This is a genomic window from Kocuria sp. CPCC 205263 (assembly GCF_040981075.1).
Classification (GTDB): domain Bacteria; phylum Actinomycetota; class Actinomycetes; order Actinomycetales; family Micrococcaceae; genus Kocuria; species Kocuria rosea.
The window spans coordinates 54,540-69,994 of record NZ_JAVKPV010000009.1; the positions used below are offsets into that span (position 1 = coordinate 54,540).

Sequence of the window (15,455 nt, forward strand, 5' to 3'; positions counted from 1 at the left end):
CCGGCCCCCGCTCACCCGGCGGGCCGGGCCCGCTGCCCGAACTGCCGGTCGAACTGCTCCGCGAAGGCCGGGACCATCGTGACCACGTAGTCGCGGGGCATGTGGTTGTCGTCCATGTAGACCCAGCGGTTGCCGATCCGGGACGGGCACGTGCCGTCGGGGCAGATCCAGTCGCTCATGTCGAGACTGACGAAGTTCCCGTGCCGCCCCGTCAGCGCGTCGGCCGGGTTCTGCGGTGCCAGCTTCTGCGCCCGCGGCGGGTTGCACCGCTCGGCGTCCGGGCCGTCCTGCTCGATGCAGGTGACCATGTTGAAGGGGAACCGCGGGTTGTCCCGGATCCCGACCACCGTGATGCCCCGCTCGCCGAGGTCCGCCAGGACCTGCGCGAACCCGGGGGCGATCTGCTCGCCGGGCCCCTCGTCGGCGGTCACGGTGGACGTGGTGAGCACGACGTCGATCCCGTGGTCCTCGATGTACCGGTCGGTGAGCTCGATCAGCTCCTGGCACTCGGTGTTGTCGGTGGTCTCCACGGGCTGGAACCGGCAGGCGCCGCGGATGACGGAGACCAGGTTCCAGCCGCGGTCCTCGGCGACGCGCTGGAACGCCGGCAGCCACTGCTCGGCGTGGGAGTTGCCGATCACCATGGCGTCGACCTCGGCGTCCGGGTCGACCGGCAGGGTCGAGCAGGCCACCTTGTAGCCGTCGAACCACTCCTCCGTCGCGGCGTCGCAGGACTCCGGCAGCTCGGACCACTGCCCCTCGCGGACCAGCGGGTTCGGGATCGTGGGCACCTGCGGGTCCTGGTCCCAGGCGAGGTCCCCGGTCAGCACCGCGGCCCCCGGGTTCTCGAGCGCGGCCTGCTCCGCGGCCTCCTGGGCGTGCCGGTCGAGGACCAGCCGCGCCCCGGAGGCGGGGACCAGCACGAGGGCCACGCACAGCACCACGAGGCCGAGCTGGTGCAGGCTCGCGCGGGGTCCGGTGCAGGGCCGGAGGGGCCGCTCGACGAGCCGGTGCACCAGCACGCCCAGCACGATGCTCCCCAGGAGGATGAGCAGCCCGTGCCCCAGCGTGGCCTTGGCGCGGTCCGTGACCACCAGGTAGGTGACGAGCACCGGCCAGTGCACCAGGTAGACGGCGTAGGACGCCTCGCCCAGGACCAGCAGGGGCCGGCGGCTGAGCAGGGCGTCGGCCCCGCGGGGGTCGCCGGTGTGCCCGGCCAGGATCACCAGGGCCGCCCCGGTCAGCGGCCACAGCGCCGCCCAGCCCGGGAAGGAGCCCTGGACGTCGAGGACGAGTCCGCACACGGCGATGGCCACGAGCCCGGTCCAGCCCAGGAGGAGGCGCAGCGCGCCCGGCAGGGTGACGCCGCGCAGCACGGCCAGGGCCAGGAGGGAGCCGAGGGCGAACTCCCACAGCCGGGCGCGGGTGTCGAAGTAGGCGAAGGCCTGCTCGCTGCTCGTGGAGACCACCGAGAAGGCGAAGGAGGCGAGGAAGACGGCGCTGAACACGCCGGTGGCCACCGTGGTGACGGTCCACCGGGTGCGCCCGGCGATCAGCCCGCACAGCGCGAGGAGCAGGGGCCACAGCAGGAACACCTGGCCCTGCACGGACAGGGACCAGAAGTGCTGGAAAGGGCTGGCCCCGGAGGTGTCCGCGGCGTAGTAGTCGACCGCGTCGAGGGCGAGCACCCAGTTCTGGGAGTACAGCACCGTGGCCACTGCTTCCTCGATCGCGGCGTACCAGCGGTCGGACGGGAACAGCAGCCGCACCACGACGAGGGTGCCCAGGACCGTGACGACGACGGGGGGCAGCAGCCGCGAGAACGTCCTGGTCCAGTAGCGGCCCAGCTGCGGCCCCTTGCCGGCCTCGAGCCGCCGGACGAAGGAGAGCGTCATGAGGAACGCCGAGATGAACAGGAAGACGTCCACTCCGCCCGAGACCCCGCCGATCCACACGTGGTAGACGGCGACCAGGAGGACGGCCACGGTGCGCAGCCCCTGGACCTCGGGGCGGAAGCGGTGGGCGGGGGCGCCCGCCGGGGGCGCGGTGCTGTTCGCGACCCCGGGGGAAGGGTCGGCGGGGAGGAGGCGGCTCATGGAGTTCTCTCGTCGGGCGGGGGGTCGGACGACTGGCTCGGCACCATTGTCACACCGGACGGTGGCGTCTTCCGGTCACACCAGCAGGGACGCGGCCATGAACCGCAGCGGGGCCTCGCGGTGCAGGACCCTGCGCAGGTCGCGGGTGAGCAGCGTGCTGGGCCGGCCGAAGCGGCGGCGGGCGTCGTCGACCCGGAGCACGGCCTCCGCCGTGGCCCCCGGCCGGACCGCGAGGTCCAGGACCTCCCGGTCCGCGCGGGAGAGCACGGTGAGCGCGCGTGTCGACCAGTGCGAGCAGGCCGCGCACCTGGTCCGCGTCCTCCGGGGTCCAGCGCCCGGCCGCCGTCCGGGCGCGCACGGCGCCGAAGACCTGGACCCGGAGGATCTTGGCGGCGATCGCCGTCCGCTGCTCCGGGGCCAGCCCGGCGCACCAAGGACCGCCGAGCAGGTCGGTCGCCGCGGCGAGGTCGTCCGTCAGGGGGCGGGGCTCCGCACTGATCCGGTCGGCTGCCCCCTCCCGCAGCCGGTAGTGGGCGCCGCGGGGCGCGAGGTCGACCCGCCCCTCGCCGAACCAGGTGCGGGCCACCAGCTCCTGATCCTCCCCGGTGGCGTACCGGCCGTTGAAGCGGACCCCGTGGTCCACCAGCAGCTCCCGGCGGAGCAGCCCGAAGACGTGGGTGCGGTAGGCGAGCCGGTCCTTGACCGGCTCGAGGTCCGCGCGGCGGAAGGGCCGCGGCACGGGGGTGCGCACCGGCTGGCCGGAGTCCTTGACCAGGCGCGGGAGCACCGCCGCCGAGCCGTGGCGCTCGGCGGTCGCCGTCCAGGCCGCGAGGGCTCCCGGGGCGAGAGTGTCGTCGCTGTCCACGAAGGACACGTACCGGGCGCGGGAGCGCTCCAGGGCCAGGTTGCGGGGCCCGGCCGGGTTGGCGGTGCCGTCGAAGCACTCCACCAGCTCCACGAGCGGCCGGTGCTCGGCGGCGAGACGGTCGCGGATCAGCGCGGCCCCGACGTTGTGGCACACCACCGTGATGTGCACTCCGCCGTGGTCGCCGACCGGGAGCCCGCCGGCCAGCACGGAGCCGACGGCCCGGTCCACGGGCCGGGCGGGGGTGTGCACAGGAATGATGACGTCGACGAGCGGCGTGGGGGCAGAGGACACGCAGGCCAGCGTACAAGACCGCGCCGGGACGGCCCGCCCGGCGCGGTCCGCGCCTCAGCCCTGGGAGGCCAGGACGAACGGCAGCACGGGCCCGGAGCCCGCCCGGCGCAGCGCGCGGGCGGCCACGGCGAGCGTCCAGCGGCTGTCCACGAGGTCGTCGACCAGCAGCACCGGTCGCCCCCCGAGCCGGTCCAGCCCCTCCGCGAGCTCCGGGGGCACCCGGAACTTCTCCCACAGTGCCGCGAGGCGGTACGCGCTGTTGCCGCCGTGCCCGCCGGACGGGAAGCCCTCGGGGACGTCGAGCTCCCCCAGATAGGGCAGGTGCCCGACCTCGGCCATGCCCTCCGCCAGGGAGCGCACGAGCCGGGGGCGCGAGCGGGACGGGATCGAGACGACGGCCGCGGGCCGGTCCGACCAGCGCCACTCGGCGAGCACCTGGACGCACGCCCGGCCGAGGGCGGGGTCCACCGGTCCGTCGACCGGCGCGCCCTCCTCGTCGGTGCGGAACACCTCGCGCAGCCGGTTGCCCCAGCCGAGGTCCGTGAGCCGGGCGAGCGCCCGGCCCTCGGCGCAGCGCTCCTCCTCGGGGATCCGGCCCTTGACCTCGACCCCGAGGCGCGGCATCCCGGTGGGCCACTGGGCGCGCGGCTCCACCACGACGCCCACGCGGGTCAGGGCGGCTCCCGCGGAGTCGGTGGCGGACTCGTCGACGGTCGTGGGGTACCAGGGGCCGGCGCAGCTGTCGCAGCGCCCGCAGGGCTCGGCCGTGGCGTCGTCGAGCTGCCGGGCGAGGAACTCCATGCGGCACCCGGTGGTGCGCTCGTACTCGAGCATGGCGTTCTGCTCGGCCACCCGCGCCGCGGCGATCCGGCCGTAGCGCTCGGCGTCGTAGCGCCACGGCACGCCCGTGCTCTGCCAGCCGCCCTGCACGCGCTCCACCGCACCCTCGACGGCGAGCACCTTCAGGAGCAGCTCGAGCGGGCTGCGCCGGACGTCCACGCGGGACTCCAGCACGGCCACGGACAGGGCGCCGCCCGCGGCCCCCAGCTCGCCCAGGACGGCGGCGGCCTTCTGCTCGGTGGGCATCGACGAGGTGGCGAAGTACTCCCAGATCCGGCGGTCCTCGGTGCCCGGCAGCAGCAGGACGTCCGCGTTGTCCGTGGCGCGGCCCGCACGGCCCACCTGCTGGTAGTAGGCCACGGGCGAGGACGGCGCCCCCAGGTGCACCACGAAGCCGAGGTCCGGCTTGTCGAAGCCCATGCCGAGCGCGGAGGTGGCCACGAGGGCCTTGACCCTGTTCTCCTTGAGGGCGGCCTCGAGCTCCTCGCGCTCGCCCTGGTCGGTGCGCCCGGTGTAGGCGCGCACGGGGATCCCGGCGTCGGCGAGCGCCTGGGCGGTGTCCTCGGCGGCCCCCACGGTCAGCGCGTAGATGATCCCGCTGCCCGGGAGGGACCCGACGTGCTCGAGCAGCCAGGCGAGGCGGGCCGTGGCCGAGGGCAGGTCCAGCACGCCGAGGCGCAGGGACGCCCGGGAGAGCGGGCCGCGGAGGGTGAAGACCTCCCCCGTGCTGCTGCCGCCGGGCCGCACGCCCAGCTGCTCCTCGACGTCGGCGACCACGCGCTCGTTCGCGGTGGCGGTCGTGGCCAGGACGGGGACCTGCTCCGGGAGCCGGGCGATGAGGTCGCGGATGCGCCGGTAGTCGGGGCGGAAGTCGTGGCCCCAGTCGGAGATGCAGTGCGCCTCGTCCACCACGAGCAGCCCGAGCCGGGCGACCAGCTGCGGCAGCTGCTGCTCGCGGAACACGGGGTTGTTGAGCCGCTCCGGGGAGACCAGCAGGACGTCGAGCTCGTCGGCCTCCAGCTGCGTGGCAATCTGCCCCCACTCGGTGGCGTTGGCGGAGTTGATGGCCGCCGCCCGGACCCCCGCGCGGGCGGCGGCGGAGACCTGGTCCCGCATGAGGGCCAGCAGCGGGGAGACGATCAGGGTGGGCCCGCGGCCCCGGGCGCGCAGGAGCAGGGCGGAGAGGAAGTAGACCGCGGACTTGCCCCAGCCGGTCCGCTGCACCACCAGGGCCCGCCGGCCGCGTCCCACGAGGGCCTCGACCGCCTCGAACTGCCCGGGGTGGAAGGCGGCGTCCGGCCGGCCGGTGAGCGCGCGCAGCAGGTGGAGCGCGTCCTCGTGCAGGGCCGGGTCCGGCGCGGTGTCGTGGGCGGCGATGTCGTGGGCCGGGGAAGTCGTCATGGCCCCAGTCTTCCAGGGCCCCCCGACGCCGCCCGACCGGAGGGCGGGGCGTGCAGTGGCGACGGGGCCCGGACAGAACGATGCGCCCGCTGCCCATCCGTCGAACGGATGGCCCCCGCAGCGGGCGCATCGACCGGCCTGACGGCCGGTGGCGAGCAGAGACTCGCCTGGCGGGAGTACCGCCCCCCAGCGGTGCTCCCATTCGGTTCACCCCCCGATGAACCGGTTGCACCGGCACCCCCCGATGCCTGCGTGCACGCGGCCCATCCCCCGATGAACCGCAGTCGATCCGCCCCCCGGCGGATCGGTTGGTTCCGCCCCATCGGGTGAACCAATTGCCACCATGGTGGCAGGGTTTCTGTGACCTGTCACGGCCCGTGAAGTCACATTCGATCTGGGGGACATCCAGGCAGATTCATCTGTTTGCACTAGTCAACAAGAGGTCCCGTGGCGGCTTTTCGCTACCGGTGGGTACTCGGCGGCGGCGGGCGTGGCACGAAATGGGGACATCCGGGACCCTTGGCGTCCCCCGTTGGGTGCACGCCGAGCGCCGTGCGCGGCGTCACATTGCGGGCGCTCAGTCGCGCAGCCCCGGGAAGTCGGCCTCCGTGTACTCGACGCCGTACCCGTCGGCCCCGGGCGCCGCGGGGCCGGAGCGGTCCGCGGCCTCCTCCCGCTCGCGCAGCACCACCCGGCGGATCTTGCCGGAGATCGTCTTGGGCAGGTCCGTGAACTCCACCCGGCGCACCCGCTTGTAGGGGGCGAGGTTCTCCCGGGCGAAGCGCAGGATCTCCCCGGCGAGCTCCCGGGTGGGCTCCGCGCCGGCGGCGAGCACCAGGTAGGCCTTCGGCACCGCGTGCCGGACCGGGTCCGGCGCCGGGACCACGGCGGCCTCGGCCACCGCGGGGTGCTCGATGAGCACGGACTCCAGCTCGAACGGTGAGATCCGGTAGTCGGAGGCCTTGAACACGTCGTCGGTGCGGCCCACGTACGTGTAGACGCCGTGCTCGTCGCGGCGGGCGATGTCGCGCGTGTGGTACCAGCCGTCCTTGACGACCTCGGCCGTGCGCTCGGGCTCGTCGATGTAGCCGGCCATGATCCCGGGCGGGTCGTCGTCGACCCTCAGGCAGATCTCCCCCTCCTCGGCGGGCGCGCCCGTCTGCGGGTCGAAGAGGTCGACGACGAAGCCCGGCAGGGGCCGGCCCATGGCCCCCGGCACCACCGGCTGCCCGGGGGTGTTGGCGATCTGCAGCGTGGTCTCCGTCTGCCCGTAGCCGTCCCGGATGGTCACGCCCCACGCGTCCTGCACCCGGCGGATCACCTCGGGGTTGAGCGGCTCGCCGGCGGAGACGGCGGACGTCGGCGGGTCCTGCACACGGTGCAGGTCCGCCTGGATGAGCATCCGCCACACCGTGGGCGGCGCGCAGAAGCTCGTCACCCCGGCCCGGCCCATCTGCTCCAGGAGACCCGCCGCGTCGAAGCGGGACTGGTTGTGGATGAACACGGTGGCCTCCGCGATCCACGGGGCGAAGAAGTTGGACCACGAGTGCTTGCCCCACCCCGGCGAGGCGATGTTCAGGTGGACGTCCCCGGGGCGCAGGCCCATCCAGTAGACCGTGGACAGGTGCCCGAAGGAGTACGAGGCGTGGGTGTGCTCCACGAGCTTGGCCTGGGACGTGGTGCCGGAGGTGAAGTACAGCAGCAGGGGGTCGCGGGAGCGCGTGACGCCCTCCGGGACGAAGACGGGGTCCGCGGCCGCGGCCTGCTCGTACGGGTGCACGGGACGGCCGGGCAGCTGCGCGCGCGCCGCCTCGACCTCCGCGGCGGCGCCGACGACGACGAGCTCGTAGTCGCCGTCGACGCCCGCGAACTTGGGGGCGTTGGCGGCGTCCGTGACGACCCACGAGACCTTGCCGCGCTGCACACGGTCCAGCAGGTCGGCCGGGGGCATCATCACGGCGGTCGGGATCAGGGGCGCGCCCAGCTTCATGCCGGCGAGCTGGGTCTCCCACAGCTCGAGCTGGTTGCCGAGCATGAGCAGCACGCGGTCGCCGCGCCGCACCCCCAGGCCCCGCAGCCAGTTCGCGGTGCGGGCCGAGGACCCGGCGAGCTCCCGGAAGGTCCGCCGGAGCTCCGTGCCGTCCTCCTCGACGATCCACAGCGCGTCCCGGGCCCCGCGCTCCGGGTCCCGGGCGACGTGGTCGAACCAGTCCAGGGCGTAGTTGAAGTGCTCCATCCGGGGCCAGCGGAACTCCTCGCGGGCCCGGTCGTAGTCCTCGCGCAGCGCCAGGACGCGGTCCCGTGCCGCCTCGTACTGCTCGGAGACGCCGGGGGCGGCGTCGGACGTCGCACTGGTGGGGACCGGCTCGGCCATCGGGGACCTCCATGGTTGTCGCTGCGGGCCGGACGGAACCGTCCGGCGGGCCATTCCGTGCAGTCTAGTGCGGCGCTCCTCCTGCCGTCCGGGGCGGGCCCGGTGCCGGCTCTGGAAGGATGGGGGCCGCACCCCCGCCCGGAAGGAGCCCGTCTCGCCATGCTGTCCCCGGCACCCGACGTCCCGGTCCGCGCCGGCGCCCGCGAGTGGGCCGCCCTCGTGGTCCTGATGCTGCCGGTGCTGCTGATCTCGGTGGACAACACGGTGCTGAACTTCGCGCTGCCGGAGATCTCCCGCGAGCTGCGCCCCACCGGCACGCAGCTGCTGTGGATGGTGGACGCCTATCCGCTGGTGCTCGCCGGGCTGCTCGTGCCCATGGGCGCCCTCGGGGACCGGGTGGGCCGCCGCCGGCTGCTGCTGGTGGGCAGCACGGGCTTCGCGGCGGTGTCCGCGCTCGCCGCGTTCGCCCCGACCGGGGAGGCGCTCGTCGCCGCGCGGGCGCTGCTGGGCCTCTTCGGCTCGATGCTGATGCCCGCGACCCTGTCCCTGCTGCGCAACATCTTCCACGACCCGGCGCAGCGGCGGACGGCCATCGCGGTGTGGGCCACGGGCTTCTCGGCGGGCGGGATCCTGGGGCCGGTCGTGGGCGGGTTCCTGCTCCAGCACTTCTGGTGGGGCTCCGTGTTCCTCCTGGCGGTCCCGGTGCTGCTGCCGCTGTTGGTCCTGGCGCCGGTGCTGGTGCCGGAGTCCCGCAACCCGGCGCCGGGCCCGGTGGACGTGCCCAGCGCCGCCCTGGTCATGACCGCCATGGTGGCGCTGGTCCACGGCATCAAGGACCTCGGCGGCCACGGCCCGTCCGCCGGTGTGCTGGCCGCCGCGGTGCTGGCCGTGGCCGCCGGGGCGCTGTTCGTGCGCCGCCAGCTGCGCAGCCCGGTGCCGATGCTGGACCTGCGGCTGTTCCGCCACGCCCCGTTCACCGGCGGGCTGCTCAACAACCTGGTGGCCTCGACCACCTTCATCGGCTTCCTGTTCTTCGTCTCCCAGTACCTGCAGCTGGTGGAGGGCCTGCCGCCCTTGGAGGCGGGCCTGGCCCTGCTGCCGGGGGCCGTGGTCACGATCGTCTCGGGGCTGCTGGTGGTGCACGTGGTCGGCTTCGTGCCGCCCGCGCTCGTGCTCGGCGGCGGGCTGCTGGTCATGGCCTCGGGCTTCCTGCTCGTCCTACTCGGGGACCTCTCCGGCGGGCTCGTGCTCGTGGTGGCCCTCGTGGTCATCGGGCTGGGCTCCGGCGCGGCCCAGACGATCGCGGGGGACCTGATCCTCACCGAGGTGGCCCCCGAGCAGGCCGGCGCCGCCTCCGCGATCTCGGAGACCGCCTACGAGCTGGGGGCCGGGCTGGGCGTGGCCATCCTGGGCACGGCCGTGACCGCGACCTACGCCGCCCGGGTGGCGGTGCCGCCGGGCCTGGACCCCGGGCAGGCCGCCACCGCGTCCGAGACCCTTGGCGGGGCGGTCGACGTCGCCGCGGCCCTCGGCCCGGACGCGTCCGGGGAGCTGCTGGCCTCGTCCGTCGCGGCCTTCGAGGCCGGCGTGCACCTGTCCGCCGGGATCGGCGCCGCCCTGCTGGCCGGGACTGCCGTGGCCGTGGGCCTGCTGCTGCGCCGGGTCCCGCGGCTCCGGCGCCGGTAGCGGACCCGCTCAGTCGGCCGAGCGCATTCTGACGTGCTGCTCCACCCGGGCGAGGTCCCGGGGGTGGGGTGCGCCCTCGCGGAACCGGGCGAGCAGGACGTCGACGTGCTCGCGCGCCTGCCGCCGCACGGACGGGTGGACGCTCGCCGCCTCGATCCGGGCGGCGAGGTCCACGAGGGCCAGCAGGACGCTGACGTGCCCGGTGGCGTGCGGGCCGATCTGGTCGAACGGCATGTCCACGATCTCCTCGACCCCCACCGTCCCGTAGCGCAGCCGGTGCACGCCGTCGACCACCACCGTGTTCCCCGGGAGCGGGCGGGCCACGGCCGCGACGATCCCGGACGCGACCTCCTCGACGGCGTTGACCGCGGTGTAGGGGTCGTTGGTGCTCGGGGAGAGGGCGCGCACGGCGAGCTCCACGACCTGCTGCTCCGCGAAGCGGACGTCCTGGAGCGCCGAGCGCGAGTCGCCCACCCGCACGCAGCGCCGCAGCCGGTCCTCCAGCTCCCCGGCCCGGTGCGCGGGCCACACCCGGACCAGCGGCTCCTCCGCCAGGACGTGGTCGCCCACCCGCGGCACGAGCTCGAGGACGACGTCACCGGCCGCGGCGTGGTCCCGGAGCCGCCCGTAGTCGACGCCGACGACGTAGCCCACGCTGCCCGCCCGGACCTCTCCCCCGCCGCTGCGGCGCCCCGCGGTCCGGACCAGTTCCGCCGGCGTCTCCTCCGGGTGCCACCGCTCGATCACGTCCAGCAGGCGCCGGCGCGCGCCGTGGACGAGGGTGTCCACCTGCACGGAGTCCGCGATGTGGTGGATGAAGTACACGATCAGGGCGACGTCCGCGACCGCCAGCAGCACGCCGAGGTTGACCGCCACGTGCGGGACGAACGGCTGCGCGAGGTCGTCGGAGGCCGAGCGGATCGTGCGCAGGACCAGCAGCGAGTAGATGAAGGTGGACACGAGCACGCCCAGCACCACCTGGTTGCCGCGGTCCGCCATGAAGTTGCGCACCAGCCGGGGCCCGTACGTGGAGCTGGCCGTGGCGATCACCGAGATGGTGATGGAGAAGGCGGTCGCGGCCACGCCCAGCATCGACCCGCCGATCGCGGAGAGCATCGACCGGGACCCGTCGATGCCGACGGCGTAGACCCACGCGATCCACGGGGAGTCCAGGTCCTCGGGCAGCCACCGGTCCAGGGCCACCACGGACTGGGCCAGGACGACGGCGGCGAGCACGCACACGGCCGGCACGAACCAGAACTTGTCGAACACCCGGCGCCACGAGCCGGAGAGCTTGTCCATGCGCCCACCCTAGACCTGCCCCTCCCGGCGGTGGCGGTAGGCTGGGCGCCCGGACCCGCGCACCCGCGGGCGCGCCACCTCCCTGATGCCCCACCTGACCGCCCTCGAGGAGATCTCCCCATGCTCAACGCTTCGCGACCGCGCCGACGGACCGCCGAGGCGCAGGCCGCCCTCGACTCGATCACCCTCCGCTGACCGGCCGGGACGGGAGCACGGACGTGGGCGAGGTCCTCGACGTCGCCGTGGTGGGCGCCGGGCAGGCCGGACTGGCCGTGGGCTACCACCTCCGGCGCACAGGCCTGTCGTTCGCGCTGTTCGACGAGCAGGACGCGCCGGGCGGGGCGTGGCGGCACGTCTGGCCGACGCTGCGGCTCTTCTCCCCCGCCGCGTACTCGTCCCTGCCCGGGCACCCGATGCCGGACACGGCCGGGGCGGCCCCGGACGCCGCGCACGTGGTCGAGTACCTGTCCCGGTACGAGGAGCGCTACGGGCTGCCCGTCCGGCGACCGGTCCGGGCGCGGGCCGTGCGCCGTGACGGGGCGGGGTTCCGCCTGGTGATGGACGACGGCGAGCTGCGGGCGCGCGCCGTCGTGAGCGCCACCGGCACGTGGTCGCAGCCGTTCCGGCCTGCCCTCCCCGGGCAGCGGGAGTACCGCGGCGAGCAGGTGCACAGCGCCCACTACGAGGGGCCGGCGCGGTACCGCGGCCGCCGCGTGCTCGTGGTCGGCGGGGCGAACTCGGGGGCGCAGATCGCCGCCGAGCTCGCCGAGGTGTGCGAGCTGACGTGGTGCACCAACGCCCCGCCCCGCTACCTCCCCGACGAGGTCGACGGGCGCGAGCTGTTCCGCGTGGCCACGCTGCGCGCCCAGGCCCTCGCCGCGGGCCGGCCGGATCCCGGCGGGGTGGCGAGCCTCGGCGACGTGGTGGCCGTTCCCTCCGTGCGCCGCGCCCGCGACGCCGGGGTGCTCGACCCCCGGCTGATGTTCACGCGCTTCACCGCGCACGGCGTGGTCATGGCGGACGGCCGGGAGCAGCCCGTGGACGCCGTCGTCTGGTGCACCGGGTTCCGCCTTACCCTCCGGCACCTGCGGCCACTGCACCTGCGGGAGGACGACGGGCGGATCCGCACCGAGGGCACGGCCTCCACCCGGGTGCCCGGCCTGTACCTCGTGGGGTACGGGGACTGGACGGGCCCGGGATCGGCGACCCTCGTCGGTGTCGGCCGCTCGGCGCGGGACACGGTCGCGGCGGTGCGGAAGCGGCTCGCCGGCGGCTGGGACCAGCGCGCGGCCGCGCCCTAGACCGGGTCGTCGGGGCCGGTGTCCTCCTGGCGCCGGTCGCGCCGGACGAAGCGGACCACCCGGACGGCGATCACCCCGGCCCAGAGCAGCAGCAGCACGAACACGAAGGCGCTGAACACCCCGTCCTCCGAGGACCAGGTGAGCAGCTGGCCCGCGAGCAGCAGCACCGCGGTCGCGGAGAGCAGGATCAGCGCGGTGCGCTCGCTGCTTCGCTGGGACATAGCGGCTCCTGCCGGTCGGCGTCCTGGTCCCCGGATCCTCGCACATCCCGGACGGGTGCGTCCTGCCGGGCGCCGGTCCGGGAACGTCATCCGCCGCCCTTCCCTAGACACGGCGGGCCGCCGGGCTACCGTGGAGAGGTCCCCGACAGAGAGGCTCCCCGATGCGCCGCACCCTTCCCGCCGTGGCCCTGCTCGCGCTGACACTGACCGGGTGCGACGACCGGCCGGAGGAGGTGGCGAGCACCCCCGGTGCCTCCCCCACCTCCTTCAGTCCTCCTCCCCCGGTCACCGCCACGCCGACCCCGACGCCCGACGGTCTGCCCACGGATCCGGGCACCGGGTCCGCGGCTCCGGCCCCGGACCCGCCCGGCCCCGAGTCGGTCCCCACCCCCTCCGAGCAGCTCGACGGGCCGTAGCGCGGCCCGGGCGGGAGGACGTCGGCGTCCGGCCGGACAAAAGTGCAGGGGATGCCGACGGATGTCCACACCTCGATCCCTCGGCGACACGCGAGGGTCGCGGGCATCTCCGGGTGCTCACATGCATAAGCATGGGTATACCCCCTCTCCCTGGAAGGTTCCCCCATGTACGAGAACACCGCTCTCGTTCCCCGCCCCCGCTGGGCGACCCATCAGGAGCTGACCGACCCCGAGACGGTCACCAACTCGCGGGAGCTGCCCGCCCGGTCCCTCGCCGGCCCGTCGGCGGTCGCGCTCCTGGAGACCTGGGAGGTCATCACCACCGCGGACGGCTCCTACGCCCACCGTGACGGGCTCGTCCTGCACATCGGCCACGAGGCGTGGACCGTGGAGCAGGCAAGGGCCCTGCACGACCGCATCGGCGAGGCCCTCGCCCTGCTCGACCGGTAGCACCACCGGCGCCGCCGGGCGCCCCCGCGCACCGGGTCGCCCGCCGCGGGAGAGCAGAGAACCCCACCGGCCCCGGGCGCACCGGGAGCGATGGGGTTCTGTCGCGGGTGGGCCCCGTGGGGCTCGAACCCACGACCCATGGATTAAAAGTCCACTGCTCTACCAACTGAGCTAGAGGCCCGTGCTCCACCGGCGAGCGCGTGGCACGGCCGGTCCGGAGCGGGCACCACTCTACCGCACGGTCCCCCCGGGAGCCGGACGCCTAGAGTGGTGGGCAGTCCCGTGCCACCCATGCCGATTCGACCGGAGGACCGACCGTGCCGCACCCGAGCACCGAGGAAGAAGCACGCACGGAGACGGAGCTCTTCGGTCCGTCGGCCGTCACCGAGTACCTCGAGCAGGTGGTGGAGCAGCTGCGGGACGTCCGCGGCGGCGAGCCCAGCTCCTCCATCCCCGCCCTGGCCCAGGCCGACACCGAGCGCTTCGGCGTCGTCATCGCCACCGCGGACGGCCACGTGTACGAGGCCGGCAACACGCGGGACGAGTTCAGCATCCAGTCGATCTCCAAGGCGTTCACCTACGCGCTCGCCGTGTCCGACCTCGGAGCGGAGGCGGTGCACGCGAAGATGGACGTGGAGCCGAGCGGGGACGCCTACAACGAGATCTCCCTCCAGCCCGGCACCGGGCGCCCCGCCAACCCGATGATCAACGCCGGTGCGATCGCCTCCACGTGGCTCGTCCCCGACAGCGACCGCGACCTGCGCCGGGACCGGATCCGCGAGGCCTACTCGCGGTGCGCGGGCCGGGACCTGGCCATCAGTCCCGAGGTCCTCGCCCAGGAGCACGCCGCCGGGGACCGCAACCGCGCCCTCGGCTACCTCCTGGCCTCCGCCGGGATCATCGAGGGGGACCCGACCCAGGCCCTCGAGGACTACTTCGCCCAGTGCTCGGTGCTGATCACGTGCCGCGACCTCGCCCTGATGGGCGCGACCCTCGCCAACGCCGGCACCAACCCGCTGACCGGGGACGAGGTCTTCGACGTCGACACGGTCTCCCGGGTGCTGTCCGTGATGAGCTCCTGCGGCATGTACGACGACGCCGGCGAGTGGATGGTCCGGGTGGGCCTGCCCGCGAAGTCCGGGGTGGGCGGCGGCATCATCGCCGTCCTGCCCGGGGAGCTTGCCGTGGCGACCTTCTCCCCGGCCCTGGACCGGCACGGCAACAGCGTGCGCGGGGTGCTCGCCTGCGAGCGGCTCTCCCAGGACCTCGATCTGCACTTCACGCACACCGCCCGGGTGGCCCGCTCCACGGTGCGCGCCAGCTACCCGATCGACCAGTCCCCCTCCCTGGTCCGCCGCAACGCCGAGGCCGAGGCGGTGCTGGCCGACCACGGCAAGGACGCCGTCGTCGTGGAGCTCCAGGGCGACCTGCTGTTCACGGGCACGGAGACCGCGATCCGCACCGTCCGCGACGTCGCCTACGAGGCCTCGTACGTGGTGGTGGACATGCGCCGGGTGGACGTCATCGCGGAGTACGCGATGCCGCTCCTGGCCAAGACCCGGGCCGAGCTGCAGGCGGCGGGCCGCACCGTGGTGGCGGTGGCCACGGCCCCGGGCTTCGCCGGCTCCTTCGGGGGCGAGCCGCCGCTCGAGGTCTTCCCCAGCCGGGCCGCGGCCATCAAGTGGGTCGAGGACCGGCTGCTCGAGGAGCACGGCGGCCCGGAGTGCACCCCGTCCCGGGTGAAGCCCGTGGAGTCCGAGCTGTTCTCCCGGCTGGACCCCGAGGACGCCCGGGACCTCCGCGCCCGGACCGTCGAGCGGACGTGGGCGGCCGGGGAGAACATCCTGCGCACGGGGCAGAACTTCGCCGGCATCCACCTCATCGTCAGCGGCAGCGTGTCGATGTCCCTGCGCACGCCCACCGGTGAGCGCATCGAGCTGCAGGTCCTCGGCCCGGGGATGAGCTTCGGGGAGCTGGCCCTGGGCACCGGGAACAAGCAGCACGCGACCCTGAGCGCCGTCACCGACGTCACCGCGCGGGTGCTGCTCCCGCAGGCGCTCGCGGAGCTCGAGCAGGAGGAGCCCGCCCTGGGGCTGCGGCTGTGGAAGGCGCTGGCCCGGGACGGCTTCGAGCAGACCGACCAGCAGTGGCGGGACGCGGCCGTGCACGCCTCGACCAGCGACTGGTGAGCGCTCCGTGGCCCGCCGCG

11 protein-coding genes and 1 tRNA gene are annotated in these 15,455 nt (G+C 74.5%); 5 read left to right on the forward strand and 7 right to left on the reverse strand.

What is annotated here, in order from left to right; genetic code table 11:
• Positions 1–11 precede the first annotated feature (11 nt).
• The 4 genes from RF647_RS14415 to RF647_RS14430 all read right to left on the reverse strand — a co-directional run bounded on the left by RF647_RS14415 (position 12) and on the right by RF647_RS14430 (position 7,870).
• Positions 12–2,096, reverse strand: a complete 2,085-nt coding sequence (locus RF647_RS14415) for an acyltransferase family protein (RefSeq protein WP_368812312.1) — start codon at positions 2,094–2,096, stop codon at positions 12–14.
• Positions 2,097–2,145: 49 nt separating this feature from the next.
• Positions 2,146–3,255 (reverse strand): glycosyltransferase family 2 protein, encoded by a 1,110-nt coding sequence (locus RF647_RS14420; protein ID WP_368812313.1) that lies wholly within the window; start codon positions 3,253–3,255, stop codon positions 2,146–2,148.
• A 54-nt stretch (positions 3,256–3,309) separates the two neighbouring features.
• Entirely contained in the window at positions 3,310–5,496 is a 2,187-nt protein-coding gene (locus RF647_RS14425; RefSeq protein WP_368812314.1) for an ATP-dependent DNA helicase RecQ, read from the reverse strand.
• A gap of 577 nt (positions 5,497–6,073) precedes the next feature.
• A complete protein-coding gene (locus RF647_RS14430) occupies positions 6,074–7,870 on the reverse strand; it encodes an AMP-binding protein (protein WP_368812315.1) in 1,797 nt (598 codons plus the stop codon).
• A gap of 159 nt (positions 7,871–8,029) precedes the next feature.
• Between RF647_RS14430 and RF647_RS14435 the strand changes: the two genes are divergently transcribed.
• Entirely contained in the window at positions 8,030–9,556 is a 1,527-nt protein-coding gene (locus tag RF647_RS14435; protein WP_368812316.1) for an MFS transporter, read from the forward strand.
• A 9-nt stretch (positions 9,557–9,565) separates the two neighbouring features.
• On the opposite strand, the gene RF647_RS14440 is transcribed toward RF647_RS14435, so the two are convergent.
• Positions 9,566–10,858 (reverse strand): DUF2254 domain-containing protein, encoded by a 1,293-nt coding sequence (locus RF647_RS14440; RefSeq protein WP_368812317.1) that lies wholly within the window; start codon positions 10,856–10,858, stop codon positions 9,566–9,568.
• Positions 10,859–11,076: 218 nt separating this feature from the next.
• Here RF647_RS14440 and RF647_RS14445 point away from each other — a divergent pair, with 218 nt between their 5' ends.
• The gene (locus tag RF647_RS14445) at positions 11,077–12,159 is read left to right on the forward strand and encodes an ArsO family NAD(P)H-dependent flavin-containing monooxygenase (protein WP_368812318.1); all 1,083 of its coding nucleotides are present in this window, start codon (positions 11,077–11,079) and stop codon (positions 12,157–12,159) included.
• On the opposite strand, the gene RF647_RS14450 is transcribed toward RF647_RS14445, so the two are convergent.
• Positions 12,156–12,380, reverse strand: a complete 225-nt coding sequence (locus tag RF647_RS14450; RefSeq protein WP_368812319.1) for a hypothetical protein — start codon at positions 12,378–12,380, stop codon at positions 12,156–12,158. The two genes, RF647_RS14445 and RF647_RS14450, sit on opposite strands and share 4 nt — an antisense overlap.
• Positions 12,381–12,541: 161 nt before the next feature.
• On the opposite strand from RF647_RS14450, the gene RF647_RS14455 reads away from it, so the two are divergent.
• On the forward strand, positions 12,542–12,796 hold the full coding sequence (locus RF647_RS14455; RefSeq protein WP_035926085.1) for a hypothetical protein: 255 nt from the start codon (positions 12,542–12,544) through the stop codon (positions 12,794–12,796).
• A 165-nt stretch (positions 12,797–12,961) separates the two neighbouring features.
• A complete protein-coding gene (locus RF647_RS14460; RefSeq protein ID WP_035926082.1) occupies positions 12,962–13,246 on the forward strand; it encodes a hypothetical protein in 285 nt (94 codons plus the stop codon).
• Positions 13,247–13,354: 108 nt separating this feature from the next.
• On the opposite strand, the gene RF647_RS14465 is transcribed toward RF647_RS14460, so the two are convergent.
• Positions 13,355–13,427: transfer RNA gene (locus RF647_RS14465), tRNA-Lys, on the reverse strand.
• 136 nt (positions 13,428–13,563) lie between these two features.
• Here RF647_RS14465 and glsA point away from each other — a divergent pair.
• Entirely contained in the window at positions 13,564–15,435 is a 1,872-nt protein-coding gene (glsA, locus tag RF647_RS14470) for a glutaminase A (protein ID WP_368812320.1), read from the forward strand.
• Positions 15,436–15,455 lie beyond the last annotated feature (20 nt).